Origin of the sequence: Streptomyces sp. NPDC088354 (genome assembly GCF_044753585.1) — a bacterium.
GTDB lineage: Bacteria > Actinomycetota > Actinomycetes > Streptomycetales > Streptomycetaceae > Actinacidiphila.
The window spans coordinates 1-16,738 of sequence record NZ_JBIVNJ010000051.1 but is presented as its reverse complement, the minus strand read 5'-3'; the positions used below and the strand labels follow the sequence as shown (position 1 = coordinate 16,738).

Here is a 16,738-nt window from a genome sequence, read left to right as displayed (position 1 = left end):
GAAAAGGAGGCCGGAGCCCGCGCCGGGCTCCGGCCTCTTGCAGGTGGCGTAGCGGGCTGGGGAGCTCGCCGAGCCGTAGATCGTCGAGAGACGGCAGCGCCGGCTGACCGGCGTCGACGAGAGTCGCGTTGGCGGTGGGTGGAACAGACCGGCAGAGCTCCGCTGTGCCCTCGCCCCACCTTCAACGGTTGTGCGCGTGCTGGAGCGGACCGTGCCGAGGGGCCACCTGTACATGGGGCGGGTCGCGTCGTGCACGCGCCGGCGGGGTGGGGGAGAACCGGCTTCGTGCCCTGGAGTTGTTTCGTGCGCCTGCGGGCAAGGGAGACGGATACGGGGCCTTCAACGCCGCCGTCATCCAGCTCGAAGCCGCCAACAGTTCCGGTCGCGGGGAGCGCATCCGGCTGCTGACTCAGGCCGCTGACAGCGGCATCGTCGGAGCCGCCGCGAAGTCGGGTGACGAACTGCCAGCGCTGACGACCCTCACCTGACACGGGTCTCGCCCGCCCTCGCCAAGCTGATCGAGCCGTCGGCCCCGGTACTGCCTCCCATGTTCTTGTCCAGGTCGTCGATATCCCGCGAACTCCGGCGGCGGGACTGCTTGCCGCGGCCGGCCCGCCCACCTCACTGGAGCGGTGGGCGGATCGGCCACCCGATCAGGCAGGCTGCTGGGTCACGCCGGCACGCCCTGCGCGAGCTTGGCGATGTGGTCCCATGCCCGGAACTCCGCGATCCTGCGGTCGTACTCCTCCTGCAGCGGCTCGATGCCGCCCGTGCCGAAGAGCACGCGCAGCGGCGGGTTGGGGGCGTCGACGATCGCGAGCAGCGCGTCCGCCGTCGTCGCTGCGTCTCCGGTGACGAACGGCGCGTCCTTCATCCCGGCCATGAGCGCTTCGCGGACGGGCTCGTACTCCGGCATCGGTTCGACTGCCGGAGCGGTGGCGCCGAGGCCGGTAGCGAAGGTGAGGGGCTCGACGAGGGTGACCAGGATCCCCTGGTGGGCGACCTCGGCAGCCAGGGCCTGACTCATGCTCTCCAGCGCCCACTTGGAGGAGTGGTAGAGGCCCATCGTCGGGTATGCGACGAGACCGCCGTAGGAGGAGACTTGGATGATCCTGCCGTGTCCGCGGGCTCGCATGCCCGGGAGCACGGCCCGAGTGGTCCACAGGGCGCCGAAGAAGTTCACGTCGAACTGTGCCCGTGCCTGCTCCTCGGAGACCTCTTCGACGGCTCCCTGCAGCGCGTGGCCGGCGTTGTTCACCAGGATGTCGATGCCGCCGAAGCGGTGTTCGGTTTCCTCCACGGCCTGCCGGGCGGCAGCGGAGTCCGCCACGTCGAACGCCAGCGGCAGCACCTGCTCGCCGAACTCGCTGAGCAGCGGCTCCAGTGACGAGGAGTTCCGTGCGGTGGCCGCGACGCGGTCACCGCGGGAGAGGGCGGCCCTGGCCCAGTGGAGTCCCAGGCCTCGGGAGGCTCCGGTGATGAGCCAGACGGGGGGTGTTGAGGTAGCCATCGAGTCGTTCCTTTGCGCGGTACGGGGACGACGCCGGGCAGGCGTCGCGGTCGACGGAAGGACAATCGGAGATGCATCTCCGTTTCACTGTACTCCGAATCGGAGATGCATCTCCACATAGGTGTCCGCGGGGATGGCCCAGAGCCCTCGCGCCCCGGCCGGGCCGGATGAAACCGGTTCCGCGTCTTCTGACTTGCTTCGGCTTCGCCAAGGGCATGCCGCGATGAACCGTCCGCCAGAGCCGCTGTGACGCCGTCACGCGGTGGGCAGGGGCGGCGGCCGGGTCGTGGATCGTCGGGCGGATGTCCCCCTGTGGAGTCAGGGCGGCGGCGCCCGAGGCGCCGGTGCCGTCCTGGGCCATGGCCGAAAGCGTCGGCCACGTCTCGGCGTTCTTGCCCTCGGCGCCCTCGTTGAGCGGTGCCGCCAGGCCGGGCAGGGTCGGCGATCCGCGCCGGTTCAGCCCTCGGTGGCCTCGAGTTTCCGCCAGATGCGGATGAGGGCGGCGATGTCCTGCTCGCCGAGCGGCGCCACGAAGTGCTGCTGCACGGCCTCTTCGAAGGTCTCGGCCACCGTATCGGCGTATCTGCGGCCCTCGTCGGTGAAGCCGATCAGGGAGATACGGCCGTCGTCCTGGTCGGCGCTGCGGCGCAGGTGGCCTCTGTCGATCAGTTCCTGCACCAGCCGGGACGCACGGGTGGGGCTCACGCTGACGAGTTCGCCGGCCAGCGCCCGCACGGGCTGCGGTTCCAGATCCTGCAGACGGCACAGGATCTCGAAGGCGCTGAACGAGATCTTGTGCCGCTCCATCAGCACGGCCTCGATCCGCGCGGTCAGCGCCGCGTGCGTGTAGAGGAGAGCGAACCAGGCGTCCTCCTGTGACTGGGAGATGATCGCGTGCCTGGTGGAGGGCGGTCTCATGGCGACCATGGTAACAAACATGCGTATGCACTTGTGTGCGAGCGCACGCATCTCTAAGCTGCAGGCATGAACCGATCCGAAGAACCGGCGGGAACTCCGTCAGCAACCGCCGATCCGCACTACGCACACCGATGGCTGATCCTGCTGGTGGTCCTGATCTCCCAGGTGATGATCCTGATCGACGCCACCGTCATCAACGTGGCGCTCCCCTCGGCCCAGGCGGGGCTGCACTTCTCCGACGCGACCCGGCAGTGGGTGGTGACCGCCTACGTCCTCGCCTTCGGCAGCCTGCTTCCGCTCGGAGGACGGCTGGCCGACCTGGTAGGACGCAAACGGGTCTTCATCGTGGGCCTCGTGGGCTTCGGTGTGTTCTCCGCACTCGCCGGCGCCGCCCCTGACACGGCCGTACTACTGATCGCGCGTACTCTGCAGGGAGTGTTCGCCGCCGCACTGGCGCCCACCGCGGTCTCCCTGATCACCGTCACCTTCACCGACCACGCCGAACGCAACAAGGCGTTTGCTGTGTTCGGCGCCGTCGGCGGCGGCTCCGGTGCCCTCGGCCTGCTGCTGGGAGGGCTGCTCACCAGTTACCTGGACTGGCGGTGGACGATGTTCGTCAACATCGCCTTCGCCGCTGTCGCCCTTGTCGGCGCGCTCACCTTGATGACGAACTCCGCCGACCCGGACCGGCCGCGCCTGGATCTTCCCGGTGTGCTGCTGGCGTCGGGTGGTCTGTTCCTGCTCGTGTTCGGCAGCGCCCAGGCCGAGAAGGACGGCTGGGGCTCCGCACTCACGATCGGCTCCCTCGTCGGCGGCGCGATTCTCCTCGCCGGGTTCGTCACCGTCGAACGCCGCGCGGTCAATCCGCTCGTCCCCCTGCGGGTGGTGCTCGACCGGAACCGCGGCGCGGCCTATCTGAGCCTGCTGCTGGGCAGCGCCGCGCTGTTCGCGCTGTTCCTCTTCCTGACCTACTACTTCCAGGGAATCCTCGGCTACACCCCCATCAGAACCGGCCTCGCCTTCCTTCCCCTGCCCGTCGGGATCGCGGTCGGCGCCACCATCGCCCAAAGTGCCCTGCTCCCGCGCCTCACCGCCCGGACCATCGTCGCCGCAGGACTGGTCCTGTCGGCGTTCGGGGCCGCACTGCTCACCAGGGTGGACGTCCAGGCCGCATACGCGTCCCGCGTTCTCCCCGGACTCGTGCTGGTCGGCGTCGGTATCGGCGTCTACTTCGTCATCGCCGTGACCATCGGCAGCGTCCCGGACGACCCGCGCGACGCAGGGACCGCCGGCAGCATGAACAATGTCGGCCAGCAGATCGGCACGGCGCTCGGAGTAGCTGTCATCAGCACGTTTGTCGCGTCGGCGACCAGCGGCTATCTGCGCTCCCACGGTCCGGCCGGCCCGTCGCTGCTCGCCCGCGCTGCCGTCCACGGGTACGCGACGGGCTTCTGGTGGGGCGCCGCTACCTTCGCGCTCACCGCTGCACTCTGCACCGCGCTGATCAGGCCGAAGACGTCTTTGGCCGTAGCCGCCGAGCCGTCCGGGCCCCAGCCCGCGGCACCGGCCTTCCAGTGAGCGGCCCCCTGCACGGCCTGCACCCCCGCCGGCAGTGCGCTCCCGCGGTGTCAGTCCCCTTCGCCCTCGACCAGGGCGAGGAACTCCCCGCGACCCAGGGGCGGGACGGGCAGCGGAGTGGGAGCGTCGGAACGCAGGCCGTCGAGCAGGAGGGGGACGAACCGGCGCCAGAGGTCGGGGGACACCCTGCCGTAGGTATCGATGAGTGTTGTCAGCAGGGACATCAGCACGCCGATGTCCGTCGACGTGACCTCGGCACGGATCGTGCCCTGGGCCTGTCCACGCTTCAGCAACTGCTCGATGCACGCCTCGACCCGGGTACGGACATCCGGCAGCAGTGGGCTCTCGGGGGCACTGCGCAGGAAGTCCAGGAGCGCGCGCTTGGCTGCCTGCGGCCGCAGGACCGCCTCGAAGAACGCCGCCAGCCCGGCCAGGCCGTCCTTGTGCGCCGCCGCCCGCTCGGCCTCCGCCAACATGGCATCGAACGACTCGGCAAGAACGGCGTCAGCCAGTTCGTACTTGTTGGCGAAGTGCCGGTAGGCGGTGCCCACACCGACTCCGGCCCGCAGCGCGACATTGTCAAGGGTAGGGCTGAGGCCGCCCGCATCGAACAACTCCCGTCCGGCGGCAATCAGCGCCTCCCGGTTGCGCGCGGCGTCCTTGCGCCGGGGCCGCACCGACTGTCCGGGCTCTTCCGGCTCGCCCACGTCCGACCTCCCTCGACTGACCCCAGCCTAGCTGAGCGGAGCAGCACCTCCGCTTCCGCACCGGCCGCCGTGGGAGCGGATTGCTCCGCTGTAGCCGGGTACTGGATGGCCGGGCAGGGAGCCGGCGACACGGGCCGAGGTCCGGGCGGGCCGGGGCGGTGTGTGCCGGAGGCGGAGCGCAGGCCGTTGCCGACGGCTTCGGCGAGTAGTTGGGCCTGTCGGGCGGTGAATCACACGCGGGGGAGTACGAGGTCGACGGGGAGTGCGCCTGCGTGCACGGTGACGAACGCGGCGGGCAAGCCCAGCACCCGCAGGCCGTCGGCCGTCGAAGCCCGCGGGCTGGTGCCGGCCGTGTTCCTGCCGCCCGACGCGCGAGGAACTGCCGGACTGCTTGAACCCGCCGTGTCCGGGACATGGGTGGACGCGGGGTAAGGGCGGCTGCGCGTCGCGCCCGCGGCAGCTCCAGGTCGTCCGTGTCGCCTCCCGGCCCCGGGTCCCTCCATCCGGCGTCGTCCAGCGACCAGTCGTCCCGGCCCGCCGGCAGGTGCCGCACGGCTCCCTCGACCTCGCCCACGACCTGCTCCGGCAGACCTGCGGTGTCGGTCGGCGCGACCACGGCGTGGTGCCGTCGGCGCCACGGATCGCCCGCAGGTCACCCGAAGCAACAGCGGCGGTGACGGCGGCGGCAGGCAGACGCTGCTGGGCGGCCACCAGGGGACCGGTTTTCCGTCCCAGGAGGAGAACGCGCCGGAGGGTCCGTCGTCAGTCAGCGTCGCCAGCCGGACCGCGCCGGCGGCGCTCAGATGCTGTTGGCGATGCGCTCGTGGTCCCGTTCGCCCTCCCGGGTCTGGATACCAGCGGCGAGCAGCTTGTGGGCGAGCTCGGTGACCTCATCGCCGAACGCCGCGAACAGGCCCTTGTTCTCAACGGCGTACGCCGCACGAGAGATCGGCTGCGCGACCGCGTCGACCGCAGCCTTGGTGATGGGGATCACCTCTGGCCGCAGGCCGGCGATCCGTCGGGCGAGGGTGTCGACGAAGGAATCGATTTCTGCAGCGGGCAGGGCACGGTTGATCAGACCGTACCGTTCGGCGAGCTCCGCGCCCACGAGTTCGGCGCCGAGGATGAGCTCCAGTGCGCGGGCCCTCCCTGCCAGGCGCGTCATGTTCACCGTGCCGCCGCCTCCGGGGAGGATCCCCATCAGGGACTCCGGCTGCGCCTGCCCCGACTTGCCGATCGCCGCGAATCGCATGTCCAGGGACATGAAGAACTCGTTTCCCGCGCCGCGTGCGAAGCCGGCGAGCTTGCCGATGGTGATCTGCGGCAGTGAACGGACCTCCTCGCTCATTGCCTGGAGGATGTTCAGGCCCTCGGGGATGGCCGAGCTCGGTGCAGCCGCGATCGCGGCGCGAGTGGCAGCAGGCAGCGCGTCAGGGTCGGTGAGGTAGGCCATGTCACCGTGCGCAACGAAGAACTCCGGGTCAGCGCTCTCGAAGACGATGACGCGGACGTCGGCGTCGTCCCGCACACGCGCGACGAATGCCCGGAGTGAGGGCAGGAGGACCGCGTCCATCAGATTGAGCGGCGGGTGATCGATGGTCACCGTCGCGACCCCGTCCAAGACGGCGATCTTCAGGGCGGGAAGGTCTTCGTAGCTCATGAGGTGGCTCCATTTCGAGGTAAGGGACGGCCCGGCACCGGGCCGCCGGCTCAAGACGTCGTTGTGAGTCTCAGCATCGCGGCTGACACTGAGTATCAACTTAGAGACCTGTATCCGAAGAAGCAAACGAGTGTGTCGGAGTACACTCGTCCCCATGAGCGCAGCGCCAGTCGGTACCCGTGAGATCGGCCGCCATGCGGTGCGAGCAGAGCTGGCCCGCGTCGCGTTCAACCGGTTCTGCCTCACCGGCTTCAACCAGGTCACCTTCGCCGACCTCGCCGAAGCCGGCGGGGTGTCGCGGAGCACCTTCCTGCGCTACTTCGGCACCAAGGAAGACGTGGTCCTGTTCGTCTTCGATCCTGTCGGTGACGTCATCACCGACGCGCTCGATGCCGAGCGGGCCGACCAGGACGATTGGAGCAGGCTGCGCAACGCCCTGGAGTCAGCCGTGACGTTCCTCGTACGCGACGTCCAGGAACTCGCGACGATCCTCGGCCTCATCGAGCAGACCCCGGCCCTGTGCGCACGCCTCCGCGAGAAGCAGGCTGAATGGCGGCCAGAGATCGTCGCCCGACTGCAGAAGACAGCCGGCTCGACCGTCGGCTCATCGGTCATCGCCAACGTTCGCGTAGCCGCGGCGCTCGAATGCTTGTGGATCGTCCTCGGGCAATGGAGTGCGAGCGGCGGCGAAGATGACCTCGGCAAACTGCTGGACACTGCGTTCGCCGCCTTCTCGACCCCGACATGCCGGCAGACGGACGCTCCGTCGTAAGGCGTGCTGTACGGCATTGCTGCCGCCCTGCCTGTTCTCCGTGAGCAGGGTTTCGGACAGTTCGTCATCGACGTCCGCCTCAGCCCGGTCGGCGCGAGCAGGGCGTCACGATCTGTGTCGGCCCCGACTGTCCTGCGATCGGTGGCAGGCGTCGACGTCGCGGCCTGGCGGCAGGTCGATGGCGGCAGCGGGCTGCTGCCCGCCGGCGGGGGCGAGGGAGGTCAGCAGGTGGACATCGGTGACGACACCCTGTGGGGCGTCAACCGCCCCAAGAAGGGAGCCGGCAACACCCTGGCCGCACTCAGGTCGATCCGAGCGGCCCGCCCGGACGGTGCCCCGATCTATGTCATCCTGGACAATCTCTCCGCCCACAAGGGCGACAAGATCCGGCGCTGGGCGAAGAAGAACCGGGTCGAGTTGTGGCTGCTCGCATCCGCAGCGAGAAGGGCTGCGGATGGGCGGACGACCAACGAAAGTCGCGTGACCTCGACCAGAGCACCGGCGACACTGGCGCCATGACCGATGATCGCAGGGCTCTGCAGGCCAGCTGGAATCGGACCCGTGACGACCTCGACGCCGCCCGAGCCCACCTCACACGCCTGCCGGACATCGATCTCTCAGCGACGCTGGAGCTCTTGGAGCACAACGAGTTGGGACTCGCCTTCGACTGCCTGGTCGATCTCGGTGACGACCTCGACCTACCCCTCCGTTTCTGGCAGCACCTGGACCGAGCGGCGCGGGAGATGCGGCTGTACAGCGATGCCCTGCACAGGTCCCACCTCACGGCTGCCGACCTCTGTCGCCGTCACCTCGCCGCTGCCTCCGAGCAGGAATGACCCACCAACCCGGCGAACCTTCCCGGTCGGAGCACCAGGCGTACGTGGGCGGCCTCGGGCCCGAAGTGCCAACCGGGGAGGCAGGGGTGATGCATGCGATCCTTCGGGCGCACTCTTCGACCTCCGCACGCCCTACGCATGCGCTGCATCGGTCGCGCTGACCCCGTCGGCCCCCGAGCCGTGGCCCGCGTGGGGCGAACTCGAGGGCTTTGAACCCGACGTCATCGCATTCAGTCGGGACAGGGAGGAACGGCGCTGCACTTCAGACAGACCCATCACTGCCGCCCCTAGCGCGAGCCAGCCCACGGGTCCCGCGACCATCACGGCGTCGGCCAGCAACAACGGCCCAACCGACTGCGCAACGGATGCGGACAGACCTGCCACGCCCAGATACGCGGGCTGCGCCTGGTTCGGTGCGAGACAGACTGCCAATTCCCAGGAGCTCACCGCTCGCATCAACTCCGCCCCGGTGACCAGGCCCGCCGCGGCAAGCATCAGGACCGTCGAGAACACCGCTCCGCCGGCCGGCGAGAGTGCGACGAGAACGCAGCAGGCGAGCAACGTCGAGCCATAGGCGACGACTGCCCAGCCCGCACGGCGCGGGCTGTCGATCCTCCTCGATACCGGCATCTGAAAGACGACCACCAGCACGGTGTTGATAATGAGAAAAGTTGGGACGACCGTGTGCGGTGCTGTGGTGTGATTGAACAGCCACAGCGGGAGACCGACGCTGAGGATTGTGCTGTCCAGATTGAGTGGTGTGTCGAGCAGTACGAAGCGCAGATAGCCCAGGTCGCGCCAGGGAGTGGGTGCAGACGCTCGACTTTCCACTGCGGGCTCGGATCGCTGTGGCCTCTCCGTTTTGCCCGGCACACCGCTTACTTCTCGAGTGCGACCGACGATGAGCGCCGCGATGAGGAAAGAGACCGCATCACCCATCACCAGTGCGCTGTAAGCATCCCGGGTTCCGACCGCGATACCGAGGGCGGCGATCCCCGCCCCGACCGCGTAGCCAATGTTCATCGTCACGCGCGAAAGGGCTCGATACGTCACCCGCTGCTCGCCCGCCACCCGAGTAGCGAAGAGCATTTCCCATGTTCTGGCGGCGCGATCCGCGATAGAGAGGAGAGTGACAACGGGCAGCAGGGTGGCGAAGCTGTCGCAGACCAGCAGTAGAGCGACCGCTGCCATCCGGAGCAGATGGGCTCCAATCAGCAGAGTGCGCAGGCTATGGCGGCCTGCCAATCGGCCGCCGACCGGAGACCCGGCGATGCCGGCGGCTCCCGCAGCGCCCAGCAGCAAACCGATGTGCCCGGCGTCCAGGCCGACCACGAAGGTGAAGTACAAGACTGAGACTGCCGACCACACGCCGGTCCCGGTCCGATCCAGCATCAGCGCGACAAGCATGGTCCGTGCGTCACGGCCTCCTGGGGGATCGCGCAGCTGCGCCCGCAGCCCCCCGCCGCGCCCCCGTGCCGATCGACTCCGCGGCGTTCCATGCATCACACGGCCCCTTCAGAAAGAATCTCTTGACGTCAAGAGACTGCGAGTCTGCCGATCCAATACCTTGATGTCAAGATACTTGATATCGACAGAGTCTCCCGGAGCCCCTTCGACGGCCAGGGCTTGTCCGGCCGATGATGTTCTGAGCCGGATGGTGAGTGCTGCTGCAGGCGGGCGGCCTGGCTGTCGGCCTTCTTCGGGATGGTGTGCTGGATACCCCGGCGTCGCAGGTACCCGCGGATGAGCGTCGAGGGTTGGCCGTTGGGCCGCCTTTGGCGGGGGGCTGGACGGACTCCTGGTCTGTATGCGGCACCTGGGAGTGCTTCGCCTGGGAACGCGCATCGTGGCCGGCACCTTCGTGAACTGAGTGCAATAGGCCCGCTGTCCCGGCGTGACGATCAGGGACAACGGACGGCAGCGGCCATCGGCGCTCAGGTGGGCTTTGCTGGTGAACCCGCCCCGCGAGCGGCCCAGGCCCTCACTTCCCGCGCCACCTCCACCAGGCGGCCGTACAGGCTCTGACCAGCTGAGCGGTCGGTGGAGCTGGTCCCCCCCGCACCATCTGGCGGTGTGGCTTCGACGGCGCGACATAGCCCAGGTCTCGTATCCGAGCGGCGCAGGGCTGACCGGTACCGCAGGGGGAGGGGGGAGGGGTGAGCGATCCGTCATTCGTGAGGTGGGCTTCGCCGGGCAGAGTTCGTGAGCCGTTCGGCGAGAGCTTCGACGAGGCCGCGGAGCTCATCCGGGCGTTCGACGATGAAGGGCCGGTCCAGCGAGGCGAGGACAGCCGGCAGCCAGTCGAGCCGTTCCACCCGGAGTCCGACGCGGGACCAGCGCGCGGTCTGCGGATCCGCGCTGCTCGGGGGGAGTTCCTCCACGATCGCGATGCCGGCGGGAAGCCGGGTGTGGATCTGCTCGGCCGTCCCCTGGATCCGCAGGGTTACCTCATGCCGGTAGGGAGCTGTGGCGAGCCCGGTCAGTACGCGCTTCGCCGGGTCGAGTCCCGCGGGTGGCTCGAACGAGCCAGGCAGGGTTCTCACCCCGGTGATGCGATCCAGCCGGAATGTCCGGTCCTCGCCGGCCGTGAGATCCGCAGCCGTGACGTACCACCGGCCCGAGTGGGCGACGACCCCGTGCGGGTGAAGTGTACGTTCGCTGCGCCGGCCGTCAGCGGCTGTGTACCGGATCGAGAGCGGCCGGTGATGGTTGACCGCGTCGGCGATCGCGAGCAGGACCGTGGATTCCGGGGCGACTGCCTCGCCGGGCCGATCAGTGAAGGCAAGGGAACCGAGCACGGCGTCGAGCCTGCGGCTCAGCCGCTCGGGCAGCACTCGTCGGATCTTGGCCGCCGCCGTCTCACTCGCCGTGTCCGTGGCCAAGCCGGCTCGCCGACCCGCGACCAGGCCGAGCAGCACGGCGAGCGCTTCGTCGTCGCTCAGCATGAGCGGAGGCATGCGGAAACCGGGGGCGAGGCGGTAGCCGCCGTAACGGCCGCGCACCGACTCGACGGGCACATCGAGGTCGAGGAGGTGACCGACGTATCGCCGTACGGTGCGTTCGTCGACGTCGAGCCGATCGGCGAGTTCGGTCACAGTGCGGGTTCCGCCCGACTGCAGGAGTTCCAGCAGGGCGAGCACGCGGGCAACGGGGCGAGGCATGCCATGAAGTCTCCCGCATATACCGGGCGGGTTCCGCCCGGTATTCGTCGTAGCTTGCGTTCGGAAGCACCGACGGACCAGGAGAAAACCATGGACTTTGTCTCTATCCGCATCATCACGGGCGACGTCGCCCGCCTCGTCAGCTTTTACGAGTACGCCACCGGCGCATCTGCCGACTGGTCCAACGAGGACTTCGCGGAGCTCAGGACCGCCTCGGCCACCCTCGCGATCGGCAGCACCCGCACTGTCCCCCTGTTCGCGCCCGGCTCCGCCCGCCCGGCCGACAACCACAGCGTCATCCTCGAATTCCTTGTCGACGACGTGGACAGCGTGCACAAGAACCTGACCGGCTTCGTTGAGGACTTCGTGAACGAACCCACCACGATGCCCTGGGGCAACCGTTCGCTCCTGTTCCGCGACCCAGACGGCAACCTCGTCAACTTCTTCACCCCCGTCACACCGGCCGCCATCGAGAAGTTCGCTCGCTGAGCGACAACACAGCCGCCCAGCAGGCACACGGTTTCGCCGTCGGTCCCACTTCGTTGGCAAACCGTCCGGGTTCATTGTCACCGGACAGCCGGCTGCGCGGCCTGCGGCGAGCGCGCCCACCAGCCGGGACGGGTGTGACGCTCACCGGGATTGGGCGTTGCGGGTGTCACGCCGCCGTGACACGCGGCGTGGCACCCCGAGGGAGCGTGACACCCGGCGTCCGCCGGACGGCCGCGTCCCCACTGCCTCGACCGCAGGACTGGCACTCAGGCAAGGTGCGTGTCGTAGGTCTCACGGTTGGCAAGCACTTCGTCCATGTGCACCTCGGCCCAGGCCTTGACCTGGCGCATCGTCTCGTACAACGACAGGCCAAGTTCGGTCAGCTCGTATGAGACCGTGACCGGCACCGTCGGCGTGACGGCCCGGCTCACCAGGCCGTCACGCTCCAAGGCGCGCAGCGTCTGAGTGAGCATCTTCTGGCTGACGCCGGCCAGAAGGCGCAGCAGCTCCGAATAGCGCATCACCCGGGGCTCGCCGGCGCAGTCTGCGCCGGGCTCATGCGGAGCGTCACTGCCCAGCGCAGCCAAAACCAGCGTGACCCATTTGTCGGAGATCCGGTCGAGCAGCTTGCGGCTGGGGCATGCCGCCAGGAAGGCGTCGTACTCCACTTTGGCTTGCGCCCTCTGCTGGGCAGCCGTCATCGTCGCCATCAATTCGTTCCTCTCTCCTTCGGGTGACCTACGCACTCCAAGGTGCCTTCTTCCGATCAGGGTGCAACATCCCAATAGTAGGCAAGGTACCGATTGACACCACGCCTGACCCGACACGAAAGACAAGGCATGAGCACGATCTCCACGCCTCTGCCCGGGGGCACTTGGACCTTGGGCGGTCTGACCGTCACCCGCTTCGGCTACGGGGCCATGCAGCTCGCCGGACCCGGGGTCATGGGTCCGCCCGCAGACCACGATGGCGCGCTCGCCGTCCTGCGGGAGGCCGTCGACCTCGGCATCACTCACATCGACACCGCCGGAGCGTATGGACCACGCGTCACCAACCAGCTGATCCGTGAGGCCCTGCGCCCCTATCCTGACTCGCTGCACGTCGTGACCAAGGTCGGCGCTACCCGCGATGAGCAGGGCGGCTGGCCGCCCGCCCGGCGGCCGGAAGACCTGCGCCGGTTCGTCCACGAGAACCTCGAGGACCTCGGCCTCGACGCCCTCGACGTGGTCAACCTCCGGGTCGGCGACGCTCTGGGCCCCCGTCCCGGCTCGCTCGCCGAGGCGTTCGAGACTCTCGTCGAACTCCAGCGGCAGGGCCTGATCCGACACCTGGGAGTCAGCAACGTGACGGCGGACCAGGTCGCCGAGGCGCAAGCGATCGCCCCGATCGTATGCGTGCAGAACATGTACAACCTTGCCTACCGCCAGGACGACGAGCTGATCGACGACCTCGCCGGCAAGGGCGTCGCCTACGTGCCCTTCTTCCCGCTCGGCGGCTTCACCCCCCTGCAGTCCACAGCACTCTCCATCGTGGCCACCCGGCTCGACGCGACGCCGATGTCGGTAGCCCTTGCCTGGCTGCTGCGGAGATCACCGAACATCCTCCTCATTCCCGGCACCTCGTCGGTGACGCACCTGCGCGAGAACATCGCCGGCGCGCGACTCTCGCTCTCCGAGGACGACCTCACTGAGCTGGACAAGATCGGCCGCTGACGGCGGTATTCCGGGGACCGCCCCTGTCGAGGGGGCGGCCCCGGGATATCCGGGCCCGGTGCAGGGACCGGCCACGGACGACAGTGGGCGTGCCGATCTGCGGACTGCAGGCCCGCAGCCTGCGCGAGGCCGGCACTGGCTTCGTCCGGCCCCGCCACGAAGACCCCCTCGGCCGAGGAGACCGAGAACGAGGTGGCCGAGCTGATCCGCGAGCCCGGTCCGGACACCGTGGGCGCGGACGACCACGTCCGGGCAGCGGTCGCGGACACCTTCGTGCACAACCTGCGACTGATGCACGCACACGTACCCGGAAAGGTGGACGGCGATCTACTGCTCTTCACCGCTGTGCTCGGCAAGCACGAGGAACACCCCAGCGGCGATGTCTGGCAGGCCCACACCACCGGCCGGGTGATCAACGCCGACCTGCAGTGCGTGCACTACGAAATGAACTCAGCGACTGCCCTTGCCCAGGTCGGCGGGGTGATCACCTCGCACCTCCGTCGTGCCACTTCCCGCTGACGCACACTCGGTAATCTCAGCACTCGCCTCGCCCGGTCCCTGGAAGGGAGCCCTCTCAGGGACCGGGCCACCGCATGACACATGCATCCCGAGGCTTGGCACGACCGCGCGCAGCAGCGATCAACCCCCACTTCACGGGGCGGCTTTCGCTGCCGACACCATCGGTCGGTCGGCGCACCGCCCGTCGTTGTGCCGCCTGGTCAGTCGTCGGCCGCGACCAGCAGCGTGATGCGCCCGGCTGATCGGTCGATGAGCACGAACTGGTGCAACTCCTCATGGACTCCACCCCAGTCGTGGAGTGCCTCGTCCCGCGGCGACGCGGTCGAATACCTCCCGCTGCAGGTCCGCCTCCAGATTGCGGGCACTTTCGCACGCATGCCCACCCACCCCCAGGGGACCCTTACCGGGCAGGCACCCACCTTTGATTCGGCCCTGCCTGACGGTTCGTCAGGGGTGGGGCAGGATGCTGGGTCCGTAGCCGGCCCTATTTGGCGTCCTGCGCCTGGATCAGGTCGAGGTCACGGACGCAGAAGCCGTGGTGTTCGAAGGTCTCGTTGAGCACGGTGCCGAGGCACTGCCGTACCGAGCGTCCCCGGGCGTACGGCGGCCAGACATCGTCGTCGGGGACCGGCGCTCGCGCTGCGAGCTGCACAGCGGTGACCTCGTCGAGCCAGGCCTCGAGTTCGGCGGCCTGTACGTCACGCACGCTGACGATCTCGTCGAGGGTCGGATCGAGCGAGAGGTCAAGCCCGTGCGCTCCGCGGTAGGGCTCGGCGGTCGTCCCGATGCCCATCGGCGTGAACAGTTCCGTCGAGCCCAGGCAGCAGCGGCGGAACCACGAGTCGTGGACGAAGACAAGGTGGCGCATCGTCTGCACCGCCGACCACTCGTCGTTCACGCTGCGGCGCTCGATGTCGGGCGTACGGCGGATTCGCTCGATCGTGGCGGCCCAGCCGGCATGGAGCTGACGCGATGCCTCACGCAGATCGGCAGGGTCCTCGGAGCGGATCAGTACCCGGACCGGATGACGCCGGTCGAGCTCTGCCTCGACGTATTCGGTGACCTCGACACCGTTCACTACGAGGTTGGTGATGAGGCCGTCGATCACGGCATCCTGCATGACGACGCCGATCAGGCGTGCCCCGGTCAGATCGCACTCGCGGAACTCCGCACCGTGCAGATCCTCGTCAACATACCTCGTCATGCTCTGCATACTAGGCAGTTTCGTTCGGATCAGCTGGTCGTTCGTCGGGTGTGCCGTTGACTGACGTGCAGTGGGCGCGGATTGGGCCGTTATTCCCGGACCGGGCACCGAAGCGTGGTGGCCGCTGGCGTGACCATCGCGCGGTGATCGACGCGATCGCATTCACGTTCCAGACCGGGACGCAGCGGGTGCACCTGCCAGAGAAGTGCGGCAACTGGCGTGCTGTCTACGACCGCTTGCGGAGGTGGGCTGTCGACGGGTCCTGGGAGCGGGTGTTCACCGCGCTGGCGGCCCAGGCAGACGCGGACGAGGACCTGGCGACGGGCCAGCTGGGTGTGGTTCAGCCGGGCACTGTCGCGCTGGCTGCGCAGCCACTGCGACAGCGTCTGGAGCGCCTTATCGCACGGGGCAATGGGTGAACACGTCGGCCCGTCGTCACTTCCCCACCTTCTGGGACGGGGGATCCTGGGCCACCATCGGTCCTGGGGGAGAGCCTCGGCGCTACCGGGAAAACGGCGGACGAGCGGAAAAGGGAACTTTCATGATCCCTTCATCGCCCGGCATGCACGTCGATGCCCAGGAGGCGTCTCACGATGGTGCGGCCCATCTCGATGTGGCTCGCGTCCTGATACAGCAGGTACATGTCGTTCGCCTGACGCAGGATAGCGAGGACCTGGAACGTCAGTTCCTGCGGTGACTGCTCGCCGGACAGCCTGCCGGCTTCCTGTGATTCCGCGACGACGGCGTTGACCAGTTCGGTCCAACGACTGTAGAGGAGTACGAGCTGGTCGCGGACGGCTCCTGGGCGGGTGTCGTACTCCGAGTTCGCGGCGGCGAAGAAGCAGCCGCCCGGGAAAATGTCCCGTTCGACGAAGGAGAGCCAGTTCTCGCACAGAGCGAGGAGCTTTTTCAGAGGATCGGATTCCTGGAGGGCAGGCTGGACAATCTCTTTGTCGTAAACCAGACGGGCCTGTTCGATGATGGCCAGTTCCAGCTCTTCTTTGGATCCGAAGAGTGCGTGCAGTGACGACTTGCTCATGCCTAGCTTGTCGGCCAGCATTCCGATGGTGAGGCCTTGGAGGCCGTGCACGGTCGCTTCCGCGGGTGCTGCGGACAACACGGCGTGCCGGCTCCGCTCGCCATTGCTCCGCGTACGGCGAGCGCGAGTCCCTGTCGCCTCAACAGACATGAGCAGCCCCTCTTGGACGACCGACCGTCCAGTGTAGACCACCTCCCACTCGACCGCTGCCTTCGGCGCCCACGGGGTGCTGTCCAGAGAACCCGAGTCGCTTTTTGGACGGACGTTCGTCTAAGGTGTGCGAAGGTCTACCCAACGAACTCGCAAGCAACTCGGGGCGCGGGGCGACTTCCCGAAGCCGATCACCGAGCTCAACTCGGGGCCGGTCTGGACGCGGGAGTCCATCCAGCAGTTCGCGGCGGGATGGGACCGCAAGGCGGGCGGCCCCGCAAGACAACACCGGCGGCCTGAGCGCACACAGCGGCGGCCCGGATCCCCACGGTGGGGGTCCGGGCCGCTGTGCTGCGCCGTGGCGCGGGTCAGGCGAGACGGAAGTCCGCTACCACCAGATGACGACGTATCCGTTGCCGCCAGCGTCACCGGGGTTGAGAGGACCACCGGCGCCGCTGTTGCCGCCGGTGCCCGCGTTCGGCG

At 68.4% G+C, this 16,738-nt stretch carries 18 protein-coding genes and 1 pseudogene; 9 read left to right on the top strand and 10 right to left on the bottom strand.

Annotated elements, in window-relative coordinates:
- The first annotated feature begins 266 nt into the window (after nucleotides 1-266).
- On the top strand, nucleotides 267-488 hold the full coding sequence (locus ACIP98_RS37930) for a hypothetical protein (protein ID WP_401980864.1): 222 nt from the start codon (nucleotides 267-269) through the stop codon (nucleotides 486-488).
- Between the two features lie 182 nt (nucleotides 489-670).
- Here the strand turns inward: ACIP98_RS37930 and ACIP98_RS37925 are convergent, their stop codons facing one another.
- Together ACIP98_RS37925 and ACIP98_RS37920 are read right to left on the bottom strand one after the other, a co-directional pair.
- A complete protein-coding gene (locus ACIP98_RS37925) occupies nucleotides 671-1,510 on the bottom strand; it encodes an SDR family NAD(P)-dependent oxidoreductase (RefSeq protein ID WP_319665759.1) in 840 nt (279 codons plus the stop codon).
- 456 nt (nucleotides 1,511-1,966) lie between these two features.
- Nucleotides 1,967-2,428, bottom strand: a complete 462-nt coding sequence (locus tag ACIP98_RS37920) for a MarR family transcriptional regulator (RefSeq protein WP_319665758.1) — start codon at nucleotides 2,426-2,428, stop codon at nucleotides 1,967-1,969.
- 66 nt (nucleotides 2,429-2,494) lie between these two features.
- Here ACIP98_RS37920 and ACIP98_RS37915 point away from each other — a divergent pair, with 66 nt between their 5' ends.
- Complete coding sequence (locus ACIP98_RS37915) at nucleotides 2,495-4,006, top strand: MFS transporter (RefSeq protein ID WP_401980861.1); 1,512 nt, start codon at nucleotides 2,495-2,497, stop codon at nucleotides 4,004-4,006.
- A gap of 50 nt (nucleotides 4,007-4,056) precedes the next feature.
- On the opposite strand, the gene ACIP98_RS37910 is transcribed toward ACIP98_RS37915, so the two are convergent.
- Complete coding sequence (locus ACIP98_RS37910; RefSeq protein WP_319665756.1) at nucleotides 4,057-4,713, bottom strand: TetR/AcrR family transcriptional regulator; 657 nt, start codon at nucleotides 4,711-4,713, stop codon at nucleotides 4,057-4,059.
- 799 nt (nucleotides 4,714-5,512) lie between these two features.
- Nucleotides 5,513-6,373: an enoyl-CoA hydratase/isomerase family protein gene (locus tag ACIP98_RS37905; protein ID WP_401980858.1), complete on the bottom strand. Its 861-nt coding sequence runs from the start codon at nucleotides 6,371-6,373 to the stop codon at nucleotides 5,513-5,515.
- Nucleotides 6,374-6,527: 154 nt separating this feature from the next.
- Here ACIP98_RS37905 and ACIP98_RS37900 point away from each other — a divergent pair, with 154 nt between their 5' ends.
- The 3 genes and pseudogenes from ACIP98_RS37900 to ACIP98_RS37890 all read left to right on the top strand — a co-directional run bounded on the left by ACIP98_RS37900 (nucleotide 6,528) and on the right by ACIP98_RS37890 (nucleotide 7,981).
- Nucleotides 6,528-7,145, top strand: coding sequence for a TetR/AcrR family transcriptional regulator (locus ACIP98_RS37900; RefSeq protein ID WP_401980856.1), 618 nt, complete (start codon nucleotides 6,528-6,530; stop codon nucleotides 7,143-7,145).
- A 234-nt stretch (nucleotides 7,146-7,379) separates the two neighbouring features.
- Nucleotides 7,380-7,565: pseudogene (locus tag ACIP98_RS37895) on the top strand (IS630 family transposase); the annotation flags it as partial.
- Between the two features lie 95 nt (nucleotides 7,566-7,660).
- Entirely contained in the window at nucleotides 7,661-7,981 is a 321-nt protein-coding gene (locus tag ACIP98_RS37890; RefSeq protein ID WP_319665752.1) for a MafI family immunity protein, read from the top strand.
- A gap of 132 nt (nucleotides 7,982-8,113) precedes the next feature.
- On the opposite strand, the gene ACIP98_RS37885 is transcribed toward ACIP98_RS37890, so the two are convergent.
- Nucleotides 8,114-9,388: an MFS transporter gene (locus ACIP98_RS37885; RefSeq protein WP_401980854.1), complete on the bottom strand. Its 1,275-nt coding sequence runs from the start codon at nucleotides 9,386-9,388 to the stop codon at nucleotides 8,114-8,116.
- Nucleotides 9,389-10,149: 761 nt separating this feature from the next.
- Complete coding sequence (locus tag ACIP98_RS37880) at nucleotides 10,150-11,142, bottom strand: helix-turn-helix transcriptional regulator (RefSeq protein ID WP_401980852.1); 993 nt, start codon at nucleotides 11,140-11,142, stop codon at nucleotides 10,150-10,152.
- Between the two features lie 90 nt (nucleotides 11,143-11,232).
- Between ACIP98_RS37880 and ACIP98_RS37875 the strand changes: the two genes are divergently transcribed.
- Nucleotides 11,233-11,631: a VOC family protein gene (locus tag ACIP98_RS37875; protein WP_319665749.1), complete on the top strand. Its 399-nt coding sequence runs from the start codon at nucleotides 11,233-11,235 to the stop codon at nucleotides 11,629-11,631.
- 266 nt (nucleotides 11,632-11,897) lie between these two features.
- Here the strand turns inward: ACIP98_RS37875 and ACIP98_RS37870 are convergent, their stop codons facing one another.
- Nucleotides 11,898-12,341: a helix-turn-helix domain-containing protein gene (locus tag ACIP98_RS37870; protein WP_319665748.1), complete on the bottom strand. Its 444-nt coding sequence runs from the start codon at nucleotides 12,339-12,341 to the stop codon at nucleotides 11,898-11,900.
- Nucleotides 12,342-12,470: 129 nt separating this feature from the next.
- On the opposite strand from ACIP98_RS37870, the gene ACIP98_RS37865 reads away from it, so the two are divergent.
- Nucleotides 12,471-13,343 carry an aldo/keto reductase family oxidoreductase gene (locus ACIP98_RS37865; protein WP_319665747.1) on the top strand — a complete coding sequence of 291 codons (873 nt, stop codon included), beginning with the start codon at nucleotides 12,471-12,473 and terminating at the stop codon, nucleotides 13,341-13,343.
- Between the two features lie 192 nt (nucleotides 13,344-13,535).
- Nucleotides 13,536-13,862 (top strand): hypothetical protein, encoded by a 327-nt coding sequence (locus ACIP98_RS37860; RefSeq protein WP_401980849.1) that lies wholly within the window; start codon nucleotides 13,536-13,538, stop codon nucleotides 13,860-13,862.
- 200 nt (nucleotides 13,863-14,062) lie between these two features.
- Here ACIP98_RS37860 and ACIP98_RS37855 read toward each other — a convergent pair whose 3' ends face one another.
- Nucleotides 14,063-14,227 carry a hypothetical protein gene (locus ACIP98_RS37855; RefSeq protein ID WP_401980847.1) on the bottom strand — a complete coding sequence of 55 codons (165 nt, stop codon included), beginning with the start codon at nucleotides 14,225-14,227 and terminating at the stop codon, nucleotides 14,063-14,065.
- 119 nt (nucleotides 14,228-14,346) lie between these two features.
- Nucleotides 14,347-15,066 carry a DinB family protein gene (locus ACIP98_RS37850; protein WP_401980845.1) on the bottom strand — a complete coding sequence of 240 codons (720 nt, stop codon included), beginning with the start codon at nucleotides 15,064-15,066 and terminating at the stop codon, nucleotides 14,347-14,349.
- Nucleotides 15,067-15,116: 50 nt separating this feature from the next.
- Between ACIP98_RS37850 and ACIP98_RS37845 the strand changes: the two genes are divergently transcribed.
- Nucleotides 15,117-15,485, top strand: a complete 369-nt coding sequence (locus ACIP98_RS37845; RefSeq protein WP_401980842.1) for a transposase — start codon at nucleotides 15,117-15,119, stop codon at nucleotides 15,483-15,485.
- 131 nt (nucleotides 15,486-15,616) lie between these two features.
- Here the strand turns inward: ACIP98_RS37845 and ACIP98_RS37840 are convergent, their stop codons facing one another.
- Complete coding sequence (locus ACIP98_RS37840) at nucleotides 15,617-16,186, bottom strand: TetR/AcrR family transcriptional regulator (protein ID WP_401980840.1); 570 nt, start codon at nucleotides 16,184-16,186, stop codon at nucleotides 15,617-15,619.
- Between the last annotated feature and the right edge of the window lie 552 nt (nucleotides 16,187-16,738).